Raw genomic sequence first — 23,848 nt, 5'->3', positions numbered from 1 at the left:
CATTACTCTTTCGTTCGGGCTAGCATATCAGCCTGACTGATACTAGGGATGGGCGCACAAAAAGGCGCGGACGCTGCGTCATTTCAGGAGGATGGCCGATGCCGGAAGAAAGCTCCACGATCCCGCCCATCGGTCTCGGCGCCGATCTTGCCGGCGCCAGCGAGGCGCAACGGCGCGTCGTAGACCTGATCGCCTTCGGCCCGCGCGGCGCGGTGCCGAGCCCGTTCCTGGCCATGCTCGATGCGCCGGACCTCGCGGAAGTCATCCAGGAAGTCGGCGCCACGATCCGCTTCCGCTCGACCTTGTCCGATGCGCTGCGCGAGATCGCGATCCTCGCGACGGCAGGCGCCATGCCGTGCGGCTATGAATGGAATTTCCATGCGCCGATCGCCGTCGCGGCGGGCGTCTCGCCGGCGGTGATCGCCGCGACCCGGCCGGGCGCTGATGCTGCATCTATCTCTGGTGCGCAAGGAACGGTCATCGCGCTATGCCGGGAAATCGCCGCTGATCATGTCGCTGCGCCCGCGACGCTGGCCCGCGCCATCGATCAGATCGGACGCACCGGCACGACCGAAGTGATCGCCATCGCCGGCTATTACGCCCTGCTCGCCAATTTCATCCGCACCGCAGGGCATGATCAGTCGTTTGCCGAAACCTGACGGCCTCTAAAACGCATCAACTTCCTTGAGCGCCTCCCGGCAATGCCGCCATGCGTCGGACACGGAAGGCAGCCCGTAATAGAGCGAGGCATGCGCCAGAATCTCGCGCACTTCCTCCTTGGTGACGCCGTTCGCTACCGCGCCGCGCACATGGTTCTTGAGCTGATCCGGGCGGGACTGGCCGATCAACATCGCGATCGTCAGCATCGAGCGGGTCTTGCGATCGAGCCCCTCGCGGCTCCAGATGTCGCCGAAGCAGTGGCGCGTCACCAGATCCTGCAGCGGATCCTGAAAATCGTCCGCATCGTCAATGCCACGCACGCCCGGCTCGCCGAACATGTCGAAGCGCATCGCGCGACCGCGCTCGTACAGGTCGTCCTTTTCCATTGCCGTCCCTCGCTTAGCCGACCGCTTCGTAACGCACTTCGAGCGGGTTGTCGGGCAGTTCCGCAAGGCGCGGCGCGACTTCCTTCGCGATCAGAGTCAGGTTGTCGACCGTATCCTCATGGCTAAGCTCGCCGGCCTGCCCCATCATCAGCAGATTGCCGAAGCCGCCGGTTTCCTCATGGAAGGCGGCGAGCTGCTCATAGACGTCGTCCGGCGTGCCGACGAACATCAGGCCGGCATTCATATATTCCTCGATCGTGCCATCGACCGGCAGCGGCTTGCCGTTGCGCATGCGCGGGCGGCTCGCGGCCGGGCCGGCGAGCAGGGTACGCACATTGGCGTCGACCGAATTGAAACCCCAGGGATTGCGGAACTGCGGATCGCAGCGCGCGGCCGTGGTGAAGTAGCTGCGCATCGCCTCGGCACGTTTGAAAGCCTCGGTGCGATCGTTCGCGCAGGCGACGACGCACAGATAGGCCAGCCGATCCAGGCTCGGCTGGTGGCCGAACTGGGCCGCAAAGGCTTCCCGATAACCGATGAACACCTGCCGCGCGACCGAGCCCGAGAGGAAGGTCGCACAGGTATAGCCGAGCTTGCCATAGTCGCGCGCCGTGGTCGCGCTGGAAGCGGTCATCCAGATCGGCGGGTGCGGCGCCTGGATCGGGCGCGGCCACATGCTCACCGTGCGATAGTGGAAGTGCTTGCCCTGCCACGAGAAATTCTCGCCTTCATTGCCGAGCGCCGCGAGGATCAGGTCGTGCGCTTCCCAGAAGCGGTCCATGAAGCCGGTCGGCTGCCGGTTGGACATGAACAGCTCATAGGGCGCACCCTTGACCAGCCCCAGTTCGAGGCGCCCGCCCGAGAGGCAGTCGACCATCGCAATCTCTTCCGCCACGCGCAGCGGATTGGAGCGGTTGGCAAGCGGGATGCCGAGCGCCAGCAGGCGCACATTCTGCGTTTGGCGCGCGAGAATGGCGAGCGTTGTCATGCAGCTGGTCGACATGCAGGTCGCGGCAGCATGATGCTCGTTGACCATGATGTTGATGCCCAGCTCGTCCGCCAGCATATATTCGTCGAGATAGCGGTTGAGCAGTCGGCCCGCCTCGCGAGGGTCGCACAGATGCTGCGGCAGGGTGACGCGCATCGCGCCCGGCGCCTGGAAGGCCGGATGATAAGCCTGTTCGCTGAATTGCCAGATTTTCATTCGTGATCTCCGGGACGGGTCGGCTCAGGAGCCGGCAAAGGCGCTGATCCGCTCGGCAAGCGCCTGTGGCTGGTCGCCATGGGCGCGATGGCCAGCGGCGACGAGGCTCTCGACCTGCGCTTGCGGCAGGGCCTGCGCGTATTTCTCCCGATAGACGGGTCCGATGATCGCATCCTCGGCGCCCCAGAGAACGAGCGTAGGGGATGAGATACGGTGCAAGCGGTCGGCCAGCTGCGGATTGCACATATAGGGCGTCCAGCCATAGAGGCTCGCCGCCTCGTCATTGCGCATCGCGCGGCGCAGCGGCCCCTCGGGCATGGACATGATGTTCTGCAACGGGCCGGGCTCGCCAAGTTGCAGCCGCTTGCCGAGCTCCTGGCGCGACATCACGAAGATATCGGCCACATATTGCTCGCGCCGCTCGGCCGTGACGAGGCCCAGCGGCGACACGAGCACGAGGCTGGAGGCGCGGCGCGGCTCCTTGGTCAGGATTTCCTTCGCGAGCCAGCCGCCGAAACCGGCGCCGACCACGACCGGAGCATCGAGCGCGAGTGCGTCCATCAGATCGAGATAAAAATAGCCGAGATCGTCGACGCGGGTGATCCCCTCGCGCTGGTCGGATCCGCCGAAGCCAGGGTGCGAGGGCGCATAGACGCTGTAACTGCGGGCCAGTTCGGCGAGGATCGCGGCGGCGCCATCGATGCCGTCGAGGCCGTGGAGAAACAATAGCGGTGCGCCGGACCCCGCCCGGAACAGCTCGATTGTCGTGCCGCGAACGTCGATTGTCGATAGCGTGCCGAAATCCAGCCCTTCGATCCCAATCGTGTCCGTCAACGCCATCTCCCGGGTGCATCGCTGCTTATCGGCAGGACAGTGTGACTTGCGGACTGATACGTCCAATTCTTTGATCTTGAGACTTGGATACCGGATCGGTATGGATTTCGCATGGAGCTGCGCCATCTTCGTTACTTTCGGGCTATCGGACGCGAGGAGCATTTCGGGCGCGCGGCGATCGCCCTGCGCGTCGCCCAGCCGGCGCTGACGCGCCAGATCCGCGATCTGGAAGCCGAGCTCGGCGTCGAGCTGTTCGAGCGGTTGCCGCGCGGCGTCCGTCTGTCCGATGCCGGCCGCGTGTTCCTCGCCGATGTCGAGGAAATCCTCGCGCAGGTCGATCGCGCCGTGAACCGCGCCAAGCGGCTCGGCAGCGGCCATATCGGCACGATCCGCGTGGGCCTGAGCGAAATCATCGCGGCGCACGAGTTCATTTCATACGGCCTGCTCACCTTTCGGGAAAGCGAGCCGGGCGTCGCGCTCGATCTGCGCTCGATGGGGTCGATCGCGCAGATCGCCGCGATCAAGGACGGCACGCTGGATGCCGGCATCGTCTATGACGCGCATGTCGATGAGCGCGACGAGGAGGCGCTCGATCAGGCCGTGATCGGAACGGGCGAGATCATGCTCGCCGTCCATCGCAATCATCGCCTCGCCGAGCGTGAGAGCGTCTCCATGGCGGAACTGGCCGACGAGCCGGCGCTCTGGCCCGAGCGGCGCACCGCGCCCGGCTACTACGACAGGCTCATGGCCGCTTGCCTCGAAACCGGCAGCATGCCGCGCATCGTGCAGGAATGCACCACCAACTCGATCCTGCTCAGCCTCGTCGCGGTCGGCATGGGCGTCGGCTTCGTGACGGTAACGCGCCCGCTGCCCTCGGCACCGAATATCCGCCTCCTGCCGATCACCGATCTCGATCTGACCTTCGACGTGCTATTGGTGTGGCGGAACCGGGATCGCTCGGCAGCGCTGCAACGTTTCGTGCAAGTGATGTCCGAGCGCGATCATGCCGCGCAGCTGCTCGCCGGAGTCCCCTCGACAGGGTGACAGGCGAGAAGCCCCGATACTGCTAGCTTCGCGCAAAAGGAGCAACCAATGGCTGACGCGAAACCCCTCAAGGGCATGTATCATTTCGCTTATCCCTGCCGGGACGCGGAAGAGACGCGGCATTTCTACGAGGACATTTTAGGCCTGCCACTGGTCAACTGCATGATGTCCGAGCGCGTGCCGAGCACCGGCGAGGAAACGCCCTATGTGCATTTCTTCTTCGAGTTGCAGGACGGCTCCTACATCGCCTTCTTCGATCTTGGCGGCGACGAGATGCCGCAGCCCTCGCCCAACACGCCCGACTGGGTGCAGCATTTCGCGATCGAGACCGAGTCCATCGAGAATGTGCAGGCCATGAAGGACAGGCTCGACGCGCATGGCATCGAGACGATCGGCCTCGTCGATCACGAGTTCGTCCGCTCGGTCTATTTCTTCGATCCCAATGGCCTGCGTCTGGAGATCACCACGCGGACCGAGCCGCCCGGCTTCCTCGAACAGGCCGCAGCCGAAGCGCATGACACGCTAAAGGCCTGGAATGCCCGCAAGGCGGCGGCGCGCGCGACCGCCTGACAGAGATCAGATCGCCATCGCGATGGACTTGACCTCGGTATAGGCGTCGATGCCTTCGCGGCCATTCTCGCGGCCCCAGCCAGACTGCTTGAAGCCGCCAAAGGGTAGCGCCGGGTCCAGGCCGCCGCCGTTCACGCGCACCGTGCCGGCCTTGAGCTTGCGGGCGAGGCGATGCGCGGCGGAGAGATTGTTGGTCCAGATGACCGCGCCGAGGCCATAGTCGCTGGCATTGGCGTCACGGGCGATCTGCTCCAGATCCTCGTCGCCGAACGACATGGCGCACAGCACCGGGCCGAAAATCTCCTCCCGCCGCACTGCCATTTGCGCATCGGTGTCGGTCAGCACGGTCGGCGCCACGAAGGCACCCGGTCCGCCGATCTCGCGCCCACCGGCCCGCAGGGTCGCGCCGGCTTCCAGCCCGCCCTTCACATAGCCGAGGATGCGCTCGCGCTGGGTGCTGCTGATCACCGGCCCCATTTGCGTGTCCGCGTCGAAGCCGCCGCCGACCTTCGTGCCCTCGGCAATGGCCGACACGCCCTCCACCACCTGCTCGAAGATGTTGCGATGGACGAACAGGCGCGAGCCGGCATTGCAGATCTGCCCGGCATTGCTGAAGATCGAGCGTGCCGCGCCCTGGATCGCCGCGCCGACATCGGCATCGGGCAGGATGATGCAGGGCGTCTTGCCGCCGAGCTCCAGCGTCACGCGCTTGAAGTTGCCCGCCGCCGCATTGATGATCAGCCGGCCGACTTCGGTCGAGCCGGTGAACGTCACCTTGTCGACGCCCGGATGCGCTGTCAGCGCCGCACCGGCCGAATCGCCGAAACCGGTCAGCAGATTGAACGCGCCGGCCGGGAAGCCCACTTCCTCGATGAGATGCGCGAGGCGCAGCGCCGTCATCGGCGTCTCTTCGGCGGGCTTGAGGATCACCGCGCAGCCGGCGGCGAGCGCCGGCGCGATCTTGGCGACGGCCATAGCGATCGGTGCATTCCACGGCACGATCTGCGCGACGACGCCGATCGGCTCGCGCACGGTGAAGGCATGCCAGGTGCCCGGGCCGGAGAGCGAAATGCTCTCGCCGTTGAGCTTGGTCGCCCAGCCCGCATTGTAGCGCAGCAGATCGACCGCATAGGGCAGATCGAAGAAGCGCGCATCGCGCACCGGCTTGCCCTGATCCATCGTCTCCAGCGCGGCAAACTCGTCGGCATGCCGCTCCAGCGCATCGGCCAGGCGATTGAGCAGGAGGGCGCGCGCATTGGGCTTCATCTCGGCCCAGGCGGTATCCTCCATCGCCGCGCGCGCGGCATGAACGGCGAGATCGACATCGGCTTCCATCGCCTTGGCGACATCGGCGACATGCGCGCCGGTCGCCGGATCATGCGTCGCGAAGCGCTCGCCGCTTTGCGGTTCGACCCAGCGGCCACCAATGAACAGCTGATGCCGACGAGCGGCAAAGGCGCGGGCTTCGTCCAGCGCAGGCACCGGGGGCTTTTCCAGCGTTTGCGTGCTCATGCTCCTCACTTCTCCTGTTCTAGACCGGCGCCGAGCGCCGCATTTGGCCGCGGCCATAGCGGACGGCGTTAGCTCTTGTCGAACGCTATTTGCCATGGCACAACGGTTAGGAGACATCGTGCGGAGAGGAAAATGCCCAAGCAGTACAGCTTCAGCCGATCCGTTCCGCTTTTGGCCCCGGCTTGAGAACGGCGCTCCATGTCGGAGTATGACTATATCATCGTCGGCGCAGGATCGGCCGGTTGCGTCCTCGCCAACCGGCTGACCGAAGACGGCAAGAACCAGGTGCTGCTGCTCGAGGCGGGCGGCGCGGACGATAGCTGGCTGCTGCGGATGCCGCTCGGCTTCATGATGGCAGCGGGCAATCCGGCGTTCGACTGGGGCTATCAGAGCGAGCCGGACGCGAAACTCGGCGGCCGCTCAATGCCATTGCCGCGCGGCCGCCTGCTGGGCGGCTGCTCCTCGGTCAACGGCATGATCTACATGCGCGGCCATTCGAGCGACTATGACGGGTGGCGACAGATGGGCGCGCGCGGCTGGAGCTATGCCGATGTGCTCCCCTATTTCCGCCGGATGGAAGCCAGCTGGCGCGGCGAAGGGCGCTATCATGGCGGCGACGGCCCGCTCAGCGTCAATCGCGTGGAGGACGGCCATCTGCTCGGCGGTCCTATCCGCAAGTCCGTCGAGGCCGCGGGCTTTGCCTATAGCGAGGATCTGAGCGGCGACGCCCAGGAAGGCTATGGCCCCGCCGAGGTGACGGTCGATCGCAACGGACGCCGTGCCAGCACGTCAAAAGCCTATTTGCAGCCGGCGCTGGAACGCCCGAACCTGCATCTCAGGACCGGCGCGCAGGCGACGCGCATCCTCTTCGAGGGCGATCGCGCGGTCGGCATCGACTATCGACAGCGCGGCAAAGGACACGAGGCGTACGCCCGCAAGGAAGTGATCCTCTCCGGCGGCGCCTATAACAGCCCGCAATTGCTGATGCTCTCCGGCATCGGCCCGCGCGAGCAGCTGGCGGCGCTGGGCATCCAAACGCGCGTCGATGCCGCGCAGGTCGGGCGCAACCTCTCCGAGCATCCGGTACTCTACATGAGCTTCGCCGCGCATGACGGCACGACGTTCCTGTCGCAATTGCGCTTCGACCGGGCGGCCCGCTCGGTCATGCGCTGGGCGGCGACCGGCAAGGGTCCGTTCGCCAGTCAGATCACCAGCGGCATCATGATGCTGCGCACGCGGCCGGAGCTGGAGCGGCCGGATATCCAGCTCGTCTTCCTGCCGGTGCGGCTCGACGCCAAGCTCTGGTATCCCGTCTTCGGCCAGCGGCAGAGCCATGTGCTTTCGGTCATGGTCATGCAGCTTCACCCCGAAAGCCGGGGCACGGTGGAACTGCGCTCGGCCGATCCGTTCGAGCGCCCGCGCATCGACCTCAATCTGCTCTCGACCCCGAACGACTTCGCAGAGGTGCGCGGCGGCATCGACGCGGTGCGCCGCATCTTCGCAGAGGCGCCGCTCAAGGACATGATCTCGGGCGAGCTGGCGCCGGGCGCCGACGCCACCGACGAGGCGACGCTCGACCAGTATATTCGCGACAATCTCAAGATAACCCAGCATCCCTGCGGCACCTGCCGCATGGGTGACGATCCGGCCGCTGTCGTCGACAGCGACCTGCGCGTGAAGGGCGTACAGGGCCTGCGCGTCGTCGATGCCTCGGTCTTTCCGACCGTGCCGGGCGCCAACATCAATGCCGCCGTCATCATGGTGGCCGAGCGCGCCTCGGATCTCATTCGCGGCATGGTCCCGCTGGCTGCCGCGGAGTGAGGCGAGTATCCTGTCCGCTCCTGTTCTCCCGCGAAGGCGGGAACGACGAAAGAGAGGTCTAGGCCGAGGCCTCCCTCTTTCGCGGCTCACTCCGCCCCGGCGGGATCCCTGGCCACCGGCGCGAGCGGATCGTCCGGCACCACCGCGACGCCGCCGCCGCGATCCGAGCGGAAGTTCACATAGGCGCCGGCATCCTTCTTGCGCTGGCCGAAGGATGTGACCGGCTCGATCTCGTCAATCGCGATCGGCGTCATCTTCTTCTTCCGCGCCAGCGCCGCCTCGATATAGGGCGCCAGCTCGGCCTGCTTCTTCGCCTGCCGCTCTACCTCGTCAGCCTTCAGGCGCGGCATCGCGGTCTTGGCGAACAGCTCCAATGATTCCGTGATGTGGTCGTGATTGGCCGGGCCGGTCTGCTGCACGAAGATGATCTGATCGACGCCGACGTCCGCATAACCCTTGCAGTGCTCATAGACCTGATCGGGCGTGCCGATGCCGCCGTTGCCGTGATTGTCCTCGATCTTGTCCTCGGCCTTGAGAAAAGTCTCCCAGACCCTGGAATCGCCCGGCTTGGTGCTGCCGAAGGAGGAATAATAGCCCAGCGAATAGCCGAAGAACTTGAAGCCCTGCGAGCCGCGGCGCACCGCCTCTTCCTCGTCTTCATGGACGCTGAGCGCCGTCACGATCGCGAAATTGGCGTTCACCGCATGGCCGATCGGCACGCATTCGTCGGACTTGATGATGTCGTAATATTCCTGGACCCACTTGCCGGCCTGCTCGGGCGCGGCGAAGCCGAAGACCAGCGCGCCCATGCCGTTGCGCGCGGCATGCAGGATCGTGTCGCGCCGCGAGCAGGCGACCCACAGAGGCGGGTGCGGCTTCTGCAGCGGCTTGGGCACGATGTTGCGCGTCGGCATCGAGAAGAATTCGCCCTCGTATCCGGGATAGGGCGTCATGGTGAGCATGTTGGCGCACTGCTCGGTCGCCTCGCGCCACATGTCCTTCTTGCGATCGACATCGACGCCGAAGCCTTCCAGCTCCAGCGCGGTGCCGCTCTCGCCAGTGCCCCAGTCGATACGGCCGCCGGACAGCAGGTCGAGCGTCGCGATGCGCTCGGCGACGCGGGCGGGATGATTGATGGCGGGCGGCATCACGCAGATGCCATGGCCGAGGCGCATGCGCTTGGTGCGCTGGCTGAGCGCGCCCAGGAAGACTTCCGGCGCGGAGCTGTGCGAATATTCCTCGAGGAAATGATGCTCGACCAGCCAAGCATAATCATAGCCGAGCTGATCGGCGAGCTCGAGCTCGGCCAGCGCGTTCTGGAAGATCTGGTGGTCTTTCTCGGCGGTGAACGGCGCCGGCGACTGATGTTCGTAGAAGAGCCCGAACTGCATGTCTCGCTATCCCTCTCTGCGCTGCGCCGACCGGCATTCAACAGCCAAGCTTATAACAGCCTAGCTGACACTGTCATGCAAGTTTGTAAAGCGCCTTGTTGCCGGGGGTGCGGGCGGCATGACGATCAGACTGCGCCGATCATCCGCAGAAGCTTGCTCAAATGGTAGAGCGACAAGCCCGACCGGGAACACCAAAGCTCCCTCTCCCCTCGGGGAGAGGGCTGGGGAGAGGGAGAACAGCCTGTCGCCGAAGCGCCGCACCAAATCGGAACGGCCCAACCTCCTCTCCCCAATAGGAGAGGGAAAAGCGAGACTCAGATCCGCTGGACGCCGACCCGGCTATATTCCTGGGAGAGTTCCTCGAGATCGGACTGTGCGGGTTCATCCACGATCGTCGGCGCGCTCATCGATTGCAGCAAGGTCAACAACATGGCGCGCATCTGGTCCTGCTCGCCCTGGGTCAGCGGATCGAGCAGCGTCCGCTCCATCGCCAGCGAGCCCTTGTGACATTGCTTGAGGACCGTCGCGCCCTCGGCCGTCAGCGTCAGTTCGAGCAGGCGCTTGTTGGCCGGGCTGGTCTGCCGGCCGATCAGGCCTTTGCCTTCCAGCAGCGCGATCTGCTTGATCATCGTCTGCGGCTTCACGTCGTACAGACGCGCCAGCTCCGCCGACGAGAGGCCGGGACGCATGGAAAGCGTGGTGAGGATACGGAACTGCACCGCCGTGATGCCGAGCGGCTGAAACACCGATTCCAGCCGGACGAACGCCTTGTACTGGACCTGCTTGACGAGGCTCAGGATGGACTGCGCGGTGCGGTCGATCTTCGGGCGAGCGGCGTTCCCCATGACTGCTTAGTGTCCGATCGGGACAGGCCTGTCCAGAAAATAGGCCAAGCGCGATTTGCTGCCATATTGAGCGTCATGCGCTTGTATCGCCGATGCCGCACCGGGGACATGTCGCGCGGGATGACAGTTTCATCCTTGCCTGCTATGAGCCCTCCCATGCCGATGTCGACCACCACGACGACTACGACCACCACCCGGACCACTCCGGGGGGCCTCGGCATGCGCGTCACGCTCACGTAACAGACGCGGTTCCAGCCGAGGCCCATCCGAAAGGGACTGGGCCGGCGGCACACTCCCCTTTCGAGCCTCTTTTCAATCAGGCGCGGCTTGCCTAAGCGCAGGCACGCAGACAGGGACAAAAACCGATGACGGAACAAGTGAAGATCACGCTCCCCGATGGCTCGCAGCGCGACGTCGCGCGCGGGACCACGCCGGCGGAGATCGCCGCCGCCATCGGCCCGGGCCTCGCCAAGGCGGCGCTCGCCGCCAAGGTGGACGGCGAGCTCTATGACATCATGCGCCCGCTGGAGGCCGACGCGCAATTGGCGCTGGTGACGGCGAAGGACGAGAAGGATGCGCTGGAGCTGGTGCGCCACGACTTCGCGCACATCCTGGCCGAAGCAGTGCAGGCGCTGTTCCCCGGCACGCAGATCACTTTCGGCCCGGCGACGGACGACGGCTTCTATTATGATGTGGCCGCTCCGGCCTCGCGCGGTCCCTTCACGGAGGAGGACCTGCCCGCGATCGAGGCGAAGATGCGCGAGATCATCGCCGCCGACAAGCCGCTGCGCCGCGAAGTCTGGAGCCGCGAGGCGCTGATCGAGCGCTGGGCGAGCCAGGGCGAGAGCTTCAAGGCGGAATGGGCGGCCGAGCTGCCCGGCGACGAGGACCTGACGGTCTACTGGTCCGGAAACGACTGGCTGGATATGTGCCGCGGGCCGCATCTCGCCTCGACGGGCAAGCTCGATCCGCAGGCGTTCAAGCTGACGCGCGTTTCGGGCGCATACTGGCGCGGCGACCAGAAAAACGCGATGCTCTCGCGCATCTACGGCACGGGCTGGCTCAACAAGAAGCAGCTCGATGCGCATCTGCTGCGCCTCGAGGAAGCCGCCAAGCGCGATCACCGCCGGCTCGGCCAGGAAATGGACCTGTTCCATCTCCAGCAGGAAGCACATGGCTCAGTGTTCTGGCACCCCAATGGCTATGTCATCTACCGCGCGCTCGAGGATTATATGCGCCGGGCGGTGAACGGTGCCGGCAGCAAGGAGGTCAAGACGCCGCAGGTGATGGACGCGCGCCAGTGGGAGCAGTCCGGCCACTGGGGCAAATATCGCGAGAACATGTTCGTCATCCCCGACGAGACGCCGAACATCGAGGACGATGGTCCGATGGTGTCGAACGACGCCCAGTGGATGGCGCTCAAGCCGATGAACTGCCCCGCGCACATCCTGATCTTCAAGCAGGGCATCAAATCCTATCGCGACCTGCCGCTGCGCCTTGTCGAGAATGGCTGCTGCCACCGCAACGAGCCGCATGGCGCGCTGCACGGGCTGATGCGCGTGCGCCAGTTCACGCAGGATGACGGCCATATCTTCTGCCGCGAAGACCAGATCGTCGATGAAGTGCAGGATTTCTGCAAGCTCGCCGATCGCGTCTACAAGGATTTCGGCTTCACCTATTCGATCAAGCTGGCGCTCCGTCCGGAGAAGCGCTTCGGCACGGAAGAGATGTGGGACCTGGCCGAGACGGAGCTGCGCGATGCGGTCGTGCGCGCCGGTCTCGCCACGGAGGAATATGGCTGGGAAGAGCTTCCGGGCGAAGGCGCCTTCTATGCACCCAAGCTGGAATGGCACCTGACCGACGCGATCGGCCGCACCTGGCAGGTCGGCACGATCCAGTCCGACCGCGTGCTGCCCGAGCGTCTCGATGCGAACTATGTCGGCGAGGATGGCGAGAAGCATCGGCCGGTGATGCTCCACCGCGCCATCTTCGGCAGCTATGAGCGCTTCATCGGCATCCTGATCGAGCATTTCGCCGGCAAGCTGCCGGTCTGGCTCGCGCCGACACAGGCCGTGGTGGCGACGATCGTCTCGGACGCGGACGACTATGCGAAGGAGGTCGTTGCGAAGCTGGCCGCCGCCGGCATCCGCGCCGAAACCGATCTGCGCAACGAGAAGATCAACTACAAGGTGCGCGAGCACAGCCTCGCCAAGGTGCCCAACCTGCTGGTCGTCGGCCGGCGCGAGGCGGAGGAAGGCACGGTCGCCCTGCGCCGTCTCGGCTCGGACGAGCATCAGAAGGTGATGACGGTCGATGGAGTCATCGCCCAGCTGGTGGCGGAAGCGACGCCGCCGGACCTGCGTTGATCGATATTCGCAAGGGCACGCCTGCCGATCTTCCCAGGGCCATGGAGATCTGGCGGGCGGCGGTCGACGCGACGCACCATTTCGTGACGCCGGGGGACCGCGCCGCGATCGACATCATCGTCGAGCGCGATCACCTGCCCCAGACCGATCTGTGGGTCGCGTCGGACGAGGCCGGCGCCATTCACGGTTTCCTTGGCATGGGCGAGGATGAGATCGACTCGCTGTTCGTCGATCCGCCCATGCATGGCTGCGGCTATGGCAGCGCGCTCGTCGCCTATGCGCTGGACATGGTGCCGGATGCGAAGGTCGATGCCAGCGAACAGGCGCATCAGGCGGTAGCCTTCTACGAGCGGCGCGGCTTCGTCCGCACCGGACGCTCGAACACGGACCCAATGGGGTGGCCCTATCCGCTCGTTCATTTCCGCTATCCCGCACGTCGGAGTCGCAGAAAGGCGACGGCATAGCTATATCAGGAGCGACGCGCGCGCCTTCGTCGCCCGTTAACCCACTGTGGCTAAGCGGCCGCAGTCGCGTGCCATCGCGGGCACGCCTCTTTAAGTTGCGCGAAAAAACCGTTAAGTTAAGAGACCCACGAAACAACTCCGAGGAGAACTGGCTATCCGTCCCCCTATGATGCGCCGCCCGATGGCGCCGCCCCAGCCGATGAACGGCCCGCGTTACAATGAATTCATCAACGTGCCCAAGGTGCGCGTGATTGATGAAGAAGGCGAAAATCTGGGCGTCATGTACACCCGCGAGGCGATCGAGCAGGCCGCCGAGATCGGTCTCGATCTCGTGGAAGTCTCGCCCAACGCCGATCCGCCGGTCTGCAAGTTCCTCGACATCGGCAAGTACAAGTACGAGGCGCAGAAAAAGGCGAATATCGCCCGCAAGACCCAGAAGACGCAGGAGATCAAAGAGATCAAGATGCGTCCGAACATCGACGATCATGACTATGATACGAAGATGAAGAAGGTCCATGATTTCATCGGCGAGGGTGACAAGGTCAAGGTCACTTTGCGCTTCCGTGGTCGCGAGCTCGCGCACCAGCAGCTCGGCATGCAGCTCCTGCAGCGCGTCGCCGAGAACACGTCCGAGATCGCCAAGGTCGAGTCCTATCCGCGCATGGAAGGCCGCCAGATGCTGATGGTGCTGTCGCCGAAGAACTGAGTCGCGGCTGCGGCAATTATTCGATCTGAATAAATCCGTTCGCCCTGAGCCTGTCGACGGGCTGGGCTGAGCTTGTCGAAGCCTCCTTCTTAATGAGGAGCTTCGCCTTCGCTCAGCACCAGGCTTCGATTTCGGCTTTGCCGAAGGCTATCCTGAGCGCCTGCCGCAGGCAGGCAGTCGAAGGGCTCAGCCCGAACGGATTTTAGCTATTGGCAAAGAACGCCGGTCCGCTCACATGGCAGCGCCATGTCCGATACCGTGCCCCTGCGCCTGTTCAACAGCCTGACCCGCTCGATCGAGCCGTTCACGCCCGTCCATCCTGGTGAGGCGAGGGTCTATAGCTGCGGCCCGACCGTCTATAACTACCAGCATATCGGTAATATGCGGGCCTATGTGTTTGCGGACACGCTCGGCCGCACGCTCGCCTTCAAGGGCTATGCGCTGCGCCACGTCATCAACATCACCGATGTAGGCCACCTGACCTCCGACGCAGACGAAGGCGACGACAAGATGGAGAAGGCGGCCGCCAGCCTCGGCAAGACCGCCTGGGACATTGCGGCCTTCTACATCGCCGAGTTCAAGCGCGACCTCGCCTGGCTCCACGTTCGCGATCCCTATCGCTGGACAATCGCGACCGACTATGTCCCGCAGATGATCGAGGCAGCCAAAGCGATCGCGCCGGCGCATTGCTACGAGCTGCCCTCCGGCCTCTATTTCGACGTCTCGACGGTCGCCGATTATGGCCGCCTCGCCCGCGCGACCACGGATGAGGGCGAAGGCCGCATCGAGGAAGTCGAAGGCAAGCGCCACGGCGCCGACTTCGCCATCTGGCGCAAGACGCCGGACGGCGAGACGCGCCAGATGGAATGGGACTCGCCATGGGGTCGCGGCGCGCCGGGCTGGCATCTGGAGTGCTCGGTGATGAGCCGCGCCGAGCTGGGCCTGCCGTTCGACATCCACACCGGCGGCATCGACCATCGCGAGATTCACCATCCGAACGAGATCGCGCAGAATCAAGCGATCCAGGGCTTCGACCACGATCACGGCCATCTCGATTGCGCGCAGAACAGCGGCGCGCGCATCTGGATGCACAATAATTTCCTGATTGATCGCGGCGGCAAGATGTCGAAGTCGGCCGGCGAGTTCCTGCGCCTGCAATTGCTGGTCGATCGCGGCTATCACCCGCTCGCTTATCGGCTGCTGTGCCTGCAGGCGCATTATCGCTCGGAGCTGGAGTTTAGCTGGGACAATCTCGGCGCCGCGCTGACGCGCCTCAAGCGCATGGTCATGGCCATCGCGCAGCTCCGTGGCGTGCCCTCTGCCGAAACCGTGCGCAACAACAAGCTCACGCCTCTGCTCGCGCAGTTCGACGCCGCGATCAGCGACGATCTCAACACGGCCGTCGCGCTGACTCTGCTCGACGAAGCGGTCGGCACGAAGAAAGTGCCGGTCGATGAGAAGCGCGCCGTCATCGAGGCAATGGATGCCGTGCTCGGCCTCGATCTGCTGACGCTCTCCCGCGCAGATCTGCGCCTGCGCCCGGCGGCCGCCACGATCGACGAAGCCGAGATCGAAGCGCAGCTCGCCAAGCGCAAGGAAGCCCGCGCGGAGAAGGACTTCGCTACCTCGGACGCGATCCGCGATGCGCTCATCACCGCCGGTATCGAAGTGATGGACGGCGATCCGCTCGGCTGGGAGTGGAGGCTCGATTGATCGCGCGCGCGACGGCTCTTCTCCTCCTGCTGGGAGCTGTCGCCGCCGGACCGGCCGCGAGCCAGACCGCCGTTTCCGCTGAGGCCCAGATCAAGGCCGCCGTCCATCACATCTATGCCCGCTACCGGCGCGCGCCGCTCGCGCCCAGCCCGGCCGACGACCGCGCGCTCTACAGCAGCCGCACGGCCGATCTCATTGCGCGCTGGCACGCCGGGCAGCCGGACGACGACGTCACGACGATGGGCGATTTCGACTGGTTCTGCCAATGCCAGGATTATGACGAGAAGAGCTTCGCCATCACCAGCCTGCGCGTGCGCAAGCGCGGCGCCGGCTTTTTTGATGCACAGGTCGCCTATCATCTCGGCTGGGGCAGCCGCGCGGGCCTGACGCTCGTCATGGTGCGCGAGGGCAGCGGCTGGAAAGTGGATGATATCCGCTTCGCCCGCGACGCCGCGACCAAGACATTGCGCGCCGATCTCGCCGCCGAGATCGGACAATTCGAGAAACGGCGCCCATCGCGGCCGGGAGAGTGACCATGACCGACAAGCCCCTCATCGTCTTCCCCGCGCAATATCTCGCGCAATTGCAGGCGATATTGCCGGACAGTGTCGAGGTGCGCGGTTTCTCCACTCTGGAGGAATGCCTCGCGCTAGCCCCGCAGGCCGAGATCGGCTGGTTCGACGATTTCCCGAGCGGCGCCTATCGCGAGGGCCCGCGCGCAGCGGCCAACGCCAAATGGATCAACACCGTGCTGACCGGACTCGACGCGCTGCCGACCACCCTGATGCAGGAGCGCGGGCAAATCCTCACCAGCGGCGCGGGCATGATGCCGGATATCGTCGCCGATTATGCCGTGATGGGCGCGCTGACGCTGGCCAAGCGGCTCGACGAGGTGGTGCGCGCGCATGATCGCAAGGAGTGGCGCCGCCCCCCCGGCACGTTCGAGATGCTGGGCAGCAAGGCGCTCGTCATCGGCTATGGCGCAATCGGCAGCGGCATCGGCGACCGGCTCAAGGTGTTCGGCGTCGAGGTGACCGGCGTGCGCCGCCGCGGCGGCGAGCCGAGCATCATCGGCGCGGACGAATGGCGCGCCCGCCTTGCGGAGTTTGATTTCGTCATCCTCGCCGCGCCGAGCACCAGCGACACCAAGCTGCTCATCGGCGCCGACGAGCTGGCCGCCATGAAGCCGGGCGCCCGCCTCATCAACATCGCGCGCGGCGAGCTCATCGATCAGGAGGCGCTCATCGCCTCGCTCAACGCCGGCCATCTCGGCAGCGCCTTCCTCGACGTCACCACGCCCGAGCCGCTCCCGCCCGAACATCCGCTCTGGGATGCGCCCAACACGCTCATCACCATGCACCTCTCCGGCCAGAGCCAGACCACCGCGTTCAAGCGAGCGGGCGCACGCTTCCTCAAGAATCTCCAGCACTATCTCGCCGGCGAGCCGCTGGAACATGTCGTGGATTTTTCGCGGGGTTATTGAACTCCCACCAATCAACTTGTGTTCCTGCGAAAGCAGGAACCCAGGGCGCTTGCGACGAACTTTGCGGCCCCAGAGCGATTTCAAGTCAGATGGCACGTCTGACGGCCCGGAAATTGCGAAAAACAAGGAAAACAAGGGTCCGTTTCGATCCAATCCAGTCGAAACCGGCCCTGGGCTCCTGCCTTCGCAGGGACACCGTTCCGATTCAACGAGATCAGACGCTAGGACCAAGTTTCTGCCGTCCCGGAAAACCCCGCCCTCTCACCCACGGCTACAACGGGCGCCAGCCCGAAGGAGACCCCCATGCCCCAGCCGATCGTCGTCCTGCCCGAGCAGCAGCGCGCCCTGCTCCAGCCCCTCGTCGCCGACAGGGTAGAGCTGCGCGGCTTCACCGGCCTCGACCAGTGCCTCGAACTCGCGCCCGAAGCGGAGATCGGCTGGTTCGACGACTATGCCTCAGGCTGCCTCTATCACGGCCCCCGCGCCGCGCCGGGCGCGCGCTGGATCAACACCAGCGGCGTCGGCCTCGACATCTTCCCCCTCGCCGACATGAAGGCGCGCGGGCAGGTCCTCACCAACGGCAATGGCCTGATGCCGGATATCGTCGGCGAATGGGGCGCGATGGGCGCGCTGATCCTCGCCAAGCGCTTCGACGAGGTGCTGCGCGCGCACGACCGGCAGGAGTGGCTCGCCACCCCGCCGACCCGCTTCGAGATGCTGGGCAGCAAGGCGCTCATCATCGGCTATGGCCAGATCGGCGGCGAGATCGGCACGCGGCTGCGCGCCTTTGGCGTGGACGTCACTGGCGTGCGCCGCACCCCCGGCGGCGATCCGGCCATGATCGGTCCGGACGACTGGCGCGCCCGCCTCGGCGAGTATGATTTCGTCATCCTCGCAGCGCCCAACACCGGCGAGACCAGCCAGATGATCGGCACGGACGAGCTGGCGGCGATGAAGCCGGGCGTGCGCATCGTGAACATCTCGCGCGGCGCCCTCATCGATCAGCCCGCCCTCATCGCCGCGCTGGAATCCGGCCAGGTCGGCAGTGCCTTCCTCGATCCCACGACCCCCGAGCCGCTCCCCGCCGACGATCCACTGTGGAAAGCGCCAAATGCGATCATCACCATGCACCTCTCCGGCGCGGCGCAGCACAGCTCGGTCCAGCGCGGCGTCGCCCGCTTCCTCAAGAACCTCGACCACTATCTCGCCGGCGAACCGCTCGAGCATGTGGTGGACTATGACCGGGGCTACTGACCCGCTCAGCGGCGCGGCACGATCACCAGCTCGTAGGGAATGTAGAGCAGCACCTCGGAGGGGCCTGCCCGGCTCCACTGGACCGGCATATTCAACCCCTTGATCTCGACGCCATAGCCCTCGCCGATCGTCTGTGCGAGCGCGCGGGCGTCCTCCGCGATGACGGCGGCGATCTTCTGGCGATAGCTATCCGGCCCCACGACCGAGAGCGTCGAGTCGCCCATCTCGTCCATTTGCGCCCGCCCGACCTCGGGCACTGTCTCGATGAACTTCTCGATCCGCGCCTCGGCCTGCTGACCGGTGGTCCCATCGGAGAGCTTGACCTTGACGAGAAAATCGACGCGCTGACTGTCCGGCCTGTTGTCATTCTGGAGCGCGATATCGGAGATGTTCGCAGTCGTCAGCGCGGTCAGGACATAGTCGCCATAGGCAAGCTCCACGCCACTCTTCCCAGCCTGCGCAACGGCCTTGCCGAGCATGTCGTAGATTTCCCGCCGGCGCTCTTTGGGATCGCGCGTGTCGCCCCGGATCGTCACTTCCTGCACCAGGAAATCCGCCGAACGGCGCAAGCCGACGGCCGGCATATCCCGGCTGTAATCTTCCTGCTCGATCCGACTCCCCGTGACGACGATCTCCGCGGAACTGAGATCCTGGCCATGTAGCGGCGCGGCCAACGAAAGCAGCGCGACGGCGCCGAGCAAACGATGCATCATGGAATTCCTTCCCCTCTTGTGCAGCCACTTTGCTCTGGTTTCCGATATTCGCAAGCCTACCGGATACTCGCTGGAAGGTGACTTCTCAGTGCAAGGTCTCTTGCAGTGACGGGATGCCGTCGCGCGCCGCCGCGATCGCCTCGGTCATGGTCGCGCGAAAATGGGCGTGGGGCGACCGGACGCCGTGACTTTGCAGGATGCGGCGCACTTCCGGCCTCGCGCCGGCGATGTAGAGCGCAGCCCCGCGCCGCTCGACCTTGCGAGCGAAGACCTCGATGGTCGCGGCACCCGTCGAATCGAGCATCGGCACGTCCGCCATGTTGATCACGCAGGCGCGGGAGCGCTCGTCCAGCCGGTCCAGCATCGCCGAGACGGCACTCGCCGCGCCGAAGAAGAAGGCGCCGGAGATGCGGCACAGGGCGATCTGCAAATCATGGGCATGCGCGGCGTCATAGGGCTGGCGCGGCGCCTCGCTGTCGGGGCGATCCCCCTCCACTAGCGGCTGGCCGGTCTCGACCTCGACGGACTGCGCCATGCGATGCAGGAACAGCAGCGCGCCGAGGCTGAACCCCACCAGGATGCCGAAGCTCAGATCCTTGAAGACGACGAGACCGAAGGTGACGCTCAGCACGAGCGCGTCGCCGCGCGAGGCCTTGACCAGCGTGACGACCTGCTCGCGCTCGGCCATGTTCCATGCGACGGTCGCCAGCACGCCGGCCAATGCCGCGAGCGGAATGTAGCTCGCCAGCGGCGCAGCGATCAGCATGAACGCGAGCAGGAACAGTGCATGCAGCATCCCCGAGACCGGCCCGCGCGCGCCGGCGCGGACATTGGTGGCCGTGCGCGCGATCGTACCGGTGACGCAGAGGCCGCCGAACAGCGCGCTCGCGACATTGGCCGCCCCCTGCGCCACCAGCTCGCAATTGGAGCGGTGCCGCCGGCCGCTCATGCTGTCCGCCACCACGGCCGAGAGCAGGCTTTCGATCGCGCCGAGCAGGGTGAAGGACAGTGCCGTCGGCAGCATCTCGATGACCCGCGCCGGTGACAGGTCAGGCAACGCGGGCGCCGGGAGACCGCGCGGGATGCCCCCGAATGTCGAGCCGATCGTCTCCACCGGCAGGTCCGCCAGCGTCGCAAGCGCCGCCGTTACCGCCACGGCGATCAGATAAGCGGGCCAGTGCGGCCGCCATTTCCGGCAGGCGAGAATGAGCAGGATCGCGAGCGCCGCGAGCGCGGCAGCCGCCGCATTGACCGTGGGCAGTGCAGCCGCGAGCGCTTCCAGCTTGGGCAGCAGTTCGCCGGGTTCCGGCGCCGTCAAGGTCAGGCCGAGCAGATCCCGGAACTGGCTCGCCAGGATGATCACCGCGATGCCGGCAGTGAAGCCGACCGTGACCGGATAGGGGATGAACTTGACGAACGTGCCGAGGCGCAGCCAGCCCGCCGCCATCAGCATAAGGCCCGAGAGAAAGGTGGCGAGCAGCAGCCCGTCGAGGCCATGCCGCGCCACCGTCGCGGCGACGAGCACGATGAAGGCACCGGCTGGCCCGCCGATCTGGAAGCGGCTGCCGCCCAGCAGCGAGATGAGGAAGCCGCCGACGATCGCCGCGTAGAGACCCCGTTCCGGCCCGACACCGGAAGCGATGGCGATCGCCATCGAGAGCGGCAGCGCCACGATCGCGACGGTGAGGGCGGCGACCGCATCCGCCTTGAACGCCCGGCCATCATAACCCTCGCGCAGCACCGTCACGAGTTTGGGCGTGTAGAGTTCGGCGAAGCTGGGCTGATGCGCGCGCTCCATCATGCGCCCTTTGGCAGCGATCGCTTGAGGCGGACGCCCCGCCCGCCGTCCATGCTCGGCGCATCGTCGCCGATCAGCTCGACGCCCGCGCGGCCCAGCGCCTCGACCACCTTGACCAGACTGTCGATATTGCCGCGCACATTGCCGTCGCTGGCTTCCATCCGGCGGATCGTGGGCAGCGACACGCCGGACAGCTCCGCCAGCGCGCGCTGGTCCATGCCGAGCAGGGCGCGCCCCGCGCGCATCTGGGCCGAAGTCATCATAGATTTCGCCTTTATCACAATTCAGAATTGATATCTAGAATATCAATATCGATTGGTTGCTCTGCCTGGTCGATCTCCGCTCGAGTGCGGTGCCGCTCGGCGCATCATCCCGGACAATGCCCGCCGCCGCCCGCAATCGCCTTGCCTCGCAGGCCCCGAAGGCGTAGGGGCTTGCCCCCGGTCCGCTGCGCCCTTTTCGCGGCGCGCGATCGCATGGAGTCAGGACATGAAGACGGCGAACTGGAGCCCCGAGAGCTGGCGGGATCATGAAGGGCTGCAAATGCCCACCTATCGCGACGGCGCCGCGCTGGCCGCGACCGAGGCGACGCTCGGCAGCTTCCCCCCGCTCGTCTTCGCCGGCGAGGCACGCCATCTCAAGGCCGATCTGGCCAAGGTCGCCGCGGGCGAATCCTTCCTGCTGCAGGGCGGCGATTGCGCCGAGAGCTTCGCCGAGTTCCACCCGAACAATATCCGCGATACGTTCCGCGTGCTGCTGCAGATGGCCGTCGTCCTCACCTTCGCCAGCAAGCTGCCGATCGTGAAGGTCGGCCGCATGGCCGGCCAGTTCGCCAAGCCGCGCTCGGCCAATACCGAGATCATCGATGGCGTCGAGCTGCCGAGCTATCGCGGCGACAATGTGAACGACATCGCCTTCACCGCGCAGGGCCGCGAGCCGGACCCGGAGCGCATGATCCGCGCCTACAACCAGTCGGCCGCCACGCTCAATCTGCTGCGCGCCTTCTCGACCGGCGGCTATGCCAGCCTCGATCGCGTGCATGGCTGGATGCTGGACTTCATGGGCCGCAGCCCCTGGGCCAAGAAATTCCACGAGATGGCCGACCAGATCGGCACCGCGCTCGACTTCATGAAGGCTTGCGGCCTCAATCCGGAGACCGTACCCCAGCTCGGCGGCACCAGCTTCTACACCAGCCACGAGGCGCTGCTGCTCCCTTATGAGCAGGCGCTGACCCGGCAGGATTCGATCACCGGCGACTGGTACGACACCAGCGCGCACATGCTCTGGATCGGCGACCGCACCCGCTTCGAGGGCAGCGCCCATGTCGAGTATCTGCGCGGCATCGGCAACCCGATCGGCATGAAGGTCGGCCCCTCGCTCCAGCCGGACGTGCTGCTGCGCCTGCTCGATACGCTCAATCCGGCGCGCGAGGCGGGCCGCATCACGCTCATCACGCGGTACGGGCACGACAAGATCGAGGCCGGCCTGCCGCCGCTCGTCCGCGCAGTGCTGCGCGAGGGGCATCCGGTCGTCTGGTCCTGCGATCCGATGCACGGCAATGTCGTCAAGGCCGCCAATGGCTACAAGACGCGGCCGTTCGAGCGCATCCTCGCCGAGGTGCGCGGCTTCTTCGCCGTACATCGCGCCGAGGGCAGCTTCGGCGGCGGCATCCATGCCGAGATGACCGGCCAGAACGTCACCGAATGCACCGGCGGCGCGGTCGACGTGACCGAGCAGAGCCTGGCCGACCGCTATCACACGCACTGCGACCCGCGCCTCAACGCCGCGCAGAGCCTGGAGCTGGCTTTCCTCCTCGCCGAGATGCTCAACGACGAGCTGGCCGAACGCCGCAAAGCGGCGGCCTGACCAAATCCTCCCCGGCACGGGGAGGATTGCATAACTTGCGCCAAACCCCTTGCACCCAGCGCATTCTCTGCCAAATAAGGTGAGTATGCTGTCGCAACGCACTCGCTATTCGATCCGCGCGCTCCAGCACCTCGCGCGGCATTATGGCGAGGGGCCGATCCAGCTTTCGGACATCGCCGCCGCGCAGAACATTCCGGCCAAGTTTCTGACCGTCATTCTCTCCGAGTTGAGCCGCGCCGGCCTCGTCGCCACGCGCCGCGGACGGGACGGCGGCTATTGGCTCGCTTTGCCGCCGATCGACATCCGCTATGGCGACATCTTCCGCCTCACCAACGGCGCGCTCGCCCTCGTGCCGTGCGCAAGCCGCTTCGCGCACCAGCCGTGCAAGAATTGCGTGCCGGAGGAGGAGTGCGAGCTGCGCCGCATCATGCTCAAGGTGCGCGACGACACCGCCGCGATCCTCGACACGCTGACGCTCGCCGACAAGTTCGAGGATCTGGGCGCAGACGAAGCTGCCTGAATAGCAAAGCATGAGGAGCGCAGCATGGAGCGGCTCGATATCGCAGTGACCGGCGGGTGCCAGTGCGGCGCGGTGCGCTACAGCTCCAGCCAGCTCATGGACAATTCCCACATCTGCCATTGCCGCATGTGCCAGAAGGCGGTGGGCAATTTCTTCGCGGCCCTCGTCGGCGCGCCCAATGACAGGCTCGTCTGGACACGCGGCGAGCCCTCCGTCTGGGCCTCGTCCGATCTCGCCGAGCGCGGCTTCTGCGCCCGCTGCGGCACCCCGCTTTTCTACCGCAGCATCGGCGGCACGCGCACCGGCCTCACCATCGGCTCGCTCGACGATCCCACGCTGGCCCCACCCCATATCCAGGTCGGCATGGAAGGCCGCTATGCCTTCATGGACGGCCTGCTCGCCTTGCCGGACGAAGGCACGACCGAAGCCGAAATGCCCAGAGAAGCGGCCCAGATCGCCGCCAGCAATCACCAGCATCCCGATCACGACACGCAGGACTGGCGGGTGCGGTGATGCGCGCGCTCCACGGCATTCCCAATGGCGAGCAGCCCGCAGGGTTGTCGATGAAATTTAGGGTTCGGACCCAATAACTGGATTCCCACGTTGCTCGGATTGTGATTCAGTGTCTTGGCGAGGAGGCGCTGAGATGTCTGATTTCTTTTGGTTTTCCGATGCGCAGTGGTCTCGGATTGAGCCGC

General features: G+C 65.6%; 24 protein-coding genes. 14 read left to right on the top strand and 10 right to left on the bottom strand.

Going from position 1 to position 23,848, the window contains the following annotated elements:
* The first annotated feature begins 98 nt into the window (after positions 1-98).
* Positions 99-659: a carboxymuconolactone decarboxylase family protein gene (locus KM135_RS14435; RefSeq protein ID WP_221714735.1), complete on the top strand. Its 561-nt coding sequence runs from the start codon at positions 99-101 to the stop codon at positions 657-659.
* 6 nt (positions 660-665) lie between these two features.
* Here KM135_RS14435 and KM135_RS14430 read toward each other — a convergent pair whose 3' ends face one another.
* The 3 genes from KM135_RS14430 to KM135_RS14420 are packed head-to-tail and all read right to left on the bottom strand — an operon-like array spanning position 666 to position 3,084.
* Entirely contained in the window at positions 666-1,046 is a 381-nt protein-coding gene (locus KM135_RS14430) for a carboxymuconolactone decarboxylase family protein (protein WP_221714734.1), read from the bottom strand.
* A 13-nt stretch (positions 1,047-1,059) separates the two neighbouring features.
* Positions 1,060-2,250 carry an LLM class flavin-dependent oxidoreductase gene (locus KM135_RS14425; RefSeq protein WP_221714733.1) on the bottom strand — a complete coding sequence of 397 codons (1,191 nt, stop codon included), beginning with the start codon at positions 2,248-2,250 and terminating at the stop codon, positions 1,060-1,062.
* A 24-nt stretch (positions 2,251-2,274) separates the two neighbouring features.
* Positions 2,275-3,084 carry an alpha/beta fold hydrolase gene (locus KM135_RS14420; protein ID WP_221714732.1) on the bottom strand — a complete coding sequence of 270 codons (810 nt, stop codon included), beginning with the start codon at positions 3,082-3,084 and terminating at the stop codon, positions 2,275-2,277.
* A 111-nt stretch (positions 3,085-3,195) separates the two neighbouring features.
* Here KM135_RS14420 and KM135_RS14415 point away from each other — a divergent pair, with 111 nt between their 5' ends.
* Positions 3,196-4,128 carry a LysR family transcriptional regulator gene (locus KM135_RS14415; protein ID WP_221714731.1) on the top strand — a complete coding sequence of 311 codons (933 nt, stop codon included), beginning with the start codon at positions 3,196-3,198 and terminating at the stop codon, positions 4,126-4,128.
* Between the two features lie 48 nt (positions 4,129-4,176).
* On the top strand, positions 4,177-4,698 hold the full coding sequence (locus KM135_RS14410) for a VOC family protein (RefSeq protein ID WP_221714730.1): 522 nt from the start codon (positions 4,177-4,179) through the stop codon (positions 4,696-4,698).
* Positions 4,699-4,704: 6 nt separating this feature from the next.
* On the opposite strand, the gene KM135_RS14405 is transcribed toward KM135_RS14410, so the two are convergent.
* Positions 4,705-6,210, bottom strand: a complete 1,506-nt coding sequence (locus KM135_RS14405; protein ID WP_221714729.1) for an aldehyde dehydrogenase family protein — start codon at positions 6,208-6,210, stop codon at positions 4,705-4,707.
* Between the two features lie 198 nt (positions 6,211-6,408).
* Here KM135_RS14405 and KM135_RS14400 point away from each other — a divergent pair, with 198 nt between their 5' ends.
* Positions 6,409-8,031: a GMC family oxidoreductase gene (locus KM135_RS14400; protein ID WP_221714728.1), complete on the top strand. Its 1,623-nt coding sequence runs from the start codon at positions 6,409-6,411 to the stop codon at positions 8,029-8,031.
* 86 nt (positions 8,032-8,117) lie between these two features.
* Here the strand turns inward: KM135_RS14400 and KM135_RS14395 are convergent, their stop codons facing one another.
* Together KM135_RS14395 and KM135_RS14390 are read right to left on the bottom strand one after the other, a co-directional pair.
* Positions 8,118-9,422 (bottom strand): LLM class flavin-dependent oxidoreductase, encoded by a 1,305-nt coding sequence (locus KM135_RS14395; RefSeq protein ID WP_221714727.1) that lies wholly within the window; start codon positions 9,420-9,422, stop codon positions 8,118-8,120.
* Positions 9,423-9,736: 314 nt separating this feature from the next.
* Positions 9,737-10,267 (bottom strand): MarR family winged helix-turn-helix transcriptional regulator, encoded by a 531-nt coding sequence (locus KM135_RS14390; RefSeq protein ID WP_221714726.1) that lies wholly within the window; start codon positions 10,265-10,267, stop codon positions 9,737-9,739.
* 365 nt (positions 10,268-10,632) lie between these two features.
* On the opposite strand from KM135_RS14390, the gene thrS reads away from it, so the two are divergent.
* The 7 genes from thrS to KM135_RS14355 all read left to right on the top strand — a co-directional run bounded on the left by thrS (position 10,633) and on the right by KM135_RS14355 (position 18,253).
* On the top strand, positions 10,633-12,633 hold the full coding sequence (gene thrS, locus KM135_RS14385; protein ID WP_221714725.1) for a threonine--tRNA ligase: 2,001 nt from the start codon (positions 10,633-10,635) through the stop codon (positions 12,631-12,633).
* A complete protein-coding gene (locus tag KM135_RS14380; protein WP_246606146.1) occupies positions 12,630-13,097 on the top strand; it encodes an acetyltransferase in 468 nt (155 codons plus the stop codon). The genes thrS and KM135_RS14380 overlap by 4 nt, the downstream gene beginning before the upstream one ends.
* A 166-nt stretch (positions 13,098-13,263) precedes the next feature.
* Entirely contained in the window at positions 13,264-13,803 is a 540-nt protein-coding gene (gene infC / locus KM135_RS14375; RefSeq protein WP_221714724.1) for a translation initiation factor IF-3, read from the top strand.
* A gap of 246 nt (positions 13,804-14,049) precedes the next feature.
* The gene (gene cysS, locus KM135_RS14370; RefSeq protein WP_221714723.1) at positions 14,050-15,516 is read left to right on the top strand and encodes a cysteine--tRNA ligase; all 1,467 of its coding nucleotides are present in this window, start codon (positions 14,050-14,052) and stop codon (positions 15,514-15,516) included.
* Positions 15,513-16,049 carry a DUF3828 domain-containing protein gene (locus KM135_RS14365; RefSeq protein ID WP_221714722.1) on the top strand — a complete coding sequence of 179 codons (537 nt, stop codon included), beginning with the start codon at positions 15,513-15,515 and terminating at the stop codon, positions 16,047-16,049. Before cysS ends, KM135_RS14365 begins: the two co-directional genes overlap by 4 nt.
* A 2-nt stretch (positions 16,050-16,051) precedes the next feature.
* Positions 16,052-16,999, top strand: coding sequence for a D-2-hydroxyacid dehydrogenase (locus tag KM135_RS14360; RefSeq protein WP_221714721.1), 948 nt, complete (start codon positions 16,052-16,054; stop codon positions 16,997-16,999).
* 303 nt (positions 17,000-17,302) lie between these two features.
* Positions 17,303-18,253, top strand: coding sequence for a D-2-hydroxyacid dehydrogenase (locus KM135_RS14355; RefSeq protein WP_221714720.1), 951 nt, complete (start codon positions 17,303-17,305; stop codon positions 18,251-18,253).
* A gap of 5 nt (positions 18,254-18,258) precedes the next feature.
* On the opposite strand, the gene KM135_RS14350 is transcribed toward KM135_RS14355, so the two are convergent.
* The 3 genes from KM135_RS14350 to KM135_RS14340 all read right to left on the bottom strand — a co-directional run bounded on the left by KM135_RS14350 (position 18,259) and on the right by KM135_RS14340 (position 21,027).
* On the bottom strand, positions 18,259-18,966 hold the full coding sequence (locus KM135_RS14350; RefSeq protein WP_246606144.1) for a TonB-dependent receptor: 708 nt from the start codon (positions 18,964-18,966) through the stop codon (positions 18,259-18,261).
* Positions 18,967-19,051: 85 nt separating this feature from the next.
* The gene (locus KM135_RS14345; protein WP_221714719.1) at positions 19,052-20,767 is read right to left on the bottom strand and encodes a SulP family inorganic anion transporter; all 1,716 of its coding nucleotides are present in this window, start codon (positions 20,765-20,767) and stop codon (positions 19,052-19,054) included.
* A complete protein-coding gene (locus tag KM135_RS14340) occupies positions 20,764-21,027 on the bottom strand; it encodes a helix-turn-helix domain-containing protein (protein ID WP_221714718.1) in 264 nt (87 codons plus the stop codon). The genes KM135_RS14345 and KM135_RS14340 overlap by 4 nt, the downstream gene beginning before the upstream one ends.
* 226 nt (positions 21,028-21,253) lie before the next feature.
* Between KM135_RS14340 and KM135_RS14335 the strand changes: the two genes are divergently transcribed.
* The 3 genes from KM135_RS14335 to KM135_RS14325 all read left to right on the top strand — a co-directional run bounded on the left by KM135_RS14335 (position 21,254) and on the right by KM135_RS14325 (position 23,663).
* Positions 21,254-22,630, top strand: coding sequence for a class II 3-deoxy-7-phosphoheptulonate synthase (locus KM135_RS14335; RefSeq protein WP_221714717.1), 1,377 nt, complete (start codon positions 21,254-21,256; stop codon positions 22,628-22,630).
* Between the two features lie 85 nt (positions 22,631-22,715).
* Positions 22,716-23,150, top strand: a complete 435-nt coding sequence (locus tag KM135_RS14330) for an RrF2 family transcriptional regulator (protein WP_221714716.1) — start codon at positions 22,716-22,718, stop codon at positions 23,148-23,150.
* Positions 23,151-23,174: 24 nt separating this feature from the next.
* On the top strand, positions 23,175-23,663 hold the full coding sequence (locus tag KM135_RS14325) for a GFA family protein (RefSeq protein ID WP_221714715.1): 489 nt from the start codon (positions 23,175-23,177) through the stop codon (positions 23,661-23,663).
* Here the strand turns inward: KM135_RS14325 and KM135_RS14320 are convergent.
* The coding region (locus KM135_RS14320; RefSeq protein ID WP_221714714.1) for a hypothetical protein at positions 23,633-23,848 on the bottom strand (216 nt) is incomplete at its 5' end. The genes KM135_RS14325 and KM135_RS14320 overlap by 31 nt on opposite strands.

This window comes from Sphingobium xanthum (assembly GCF_019737615.1).
Lineage (GTDB): Bacteria > Pseudomonadota > Alphaproteobacteria > Sphingomonadales > Sphingomonadaceae > Sphingobium > Sphingobium xanthum.
Note: the sequence above shows the minus strand (reverse complement) of the source record. Positions and strands in the feature narration are given on the sequence as shown.

Coding starts and splice junctions, on each gene's coding strand:
- KM135_RS14435 (WP_221714735.1), top strand. CDS start 99: ATGCCGGAAGAAAGCTCCACGATCCCGCCCATCGGTCTCGGCGCCGAT.
- KM135_RS14430 (WP_221714734.1), bottom strand. CDS start 1,046: ATGGAAAAGGACGACCTGTACGAGCGCGGTCGCGCGATGCGCTTCGAC.
- KM135_RS14425 (WP_221714733.1), bottom strand. CDS start 2,250: ATGAAAATCTGGCAATTCAGCGAACAGGCTTATCATCCGGCCTTCCAG.
- KM135_RS14415 (WP_221714731.1), top strand. CDS start 3,196: ATGGAGCTGCGCCATCTTCGTTACTTTCGGGCTATCGGACGCGAGGAG.
- KM135_RS14410 (WP_221714730.1), top strand. CDS start 4,177: ATGGCTGACGCGAAACCCCTCAAGGGCATGTATCATTTCGCTTATCCC.
- KM135_RS14405 (WP_221714729.1), bottom strand. CDS start 6,210: ATGAGCACGCAAACGCTGGAAAAGCCCCCGGTGCCTGCGCTGGACGAA.
- KM135_RS14400 (WP_221714728.1), top strand. CDS start 6,409: ATGTCGGAGTATGACTATATCATCGTCGGCGCAGGATCGGCCGGTTGC.
- KM135_RS14395 (WP_221714727.1), bottom strand. CDS start 9,422: ATGCAGTTCGGGCTCTTCTACGAACATCAGTCGCCGGCGCCGTTCACC.
- KM135_RS14390 (WP_221714726.1), bottom strand. CDS start 10,267: ATGGGGAACGCCGCTCGCCCGAAGATCGACCGCACCGCGCAGTCCATC.
- thrS (WP_221714725.1), top strand. CDS start 10,633: ATGACGGAACAAGTGAAGATCACGCTCCCCGATGGCTCGCAGCGCGAC.
- infC (WP_221714724.1), top strand. CDS start 13,264: ATGATGCGCCGCCCGATGGCGCCGCCCCAGCCGATGAACGGCCCGCGT.
- cysS (WP_221714723.1), top strand. CDS start 14,050: ATGTCCGATACCGTGCCCCTGCGCCTGTTCAACAGCCTGACCCGCTCG.
- KM135_RS14360 (WP_221714721.1), top strand. CDS start 16,052: ATGACCGACAAGCCCCTCATCGTCTTCCCCGCGCAATATCTCGCGCAA.
- KM135_RS14355 (WP_221714720.1), top strand. CDS start 17,303: ATGCCCCAGCCGATCGTCGTCCTGCCCGAGCAGCAGCGCGCCCTGCTC.
- KM135_RS14350 (WP_246606144.1), bottom strand. CDS start 18,966: ATGATGCATCGTTTGCTCGGCGCCGTCGCGCTGCTTTCGTTGGCCGCG.
- KM135_RS14345 (WP_221714719.1), bottom strand. CDS start 20,767: ATGATGGAGCGCGCGCATCAGCCCAGCTTCGCCGAACTCTACACGCCC.
- KM135_RS14340 (WP_221714718.1), bottom strand. CDS start 21,027: ATGATGACTTCGGCCCAGATGCGCGCGGGGCGCGCCCTGCTCGGCATG.
- KM135_RS14335 (WP_221714717.1), top strand. CDS start 21,254: ATGAAGACGGCGAACTGGAGCCCCGAGAGCTGGCGGGATCATGAAGGG.
- KM135_RS14330 (WP_221714716.1), top strand. CDS start 22,716: ATGCTGTCGCAACGCACTCGCTATTCGATCCGCGCGCTCCAGCACCTC.
- KM135_RS14325 (WP_221714715.1), top strand. CDS start 23,175: ATGGAGCGGCTCGATATCGCAGTGACCGGCGGGTGCCAGTGCGGCGCG.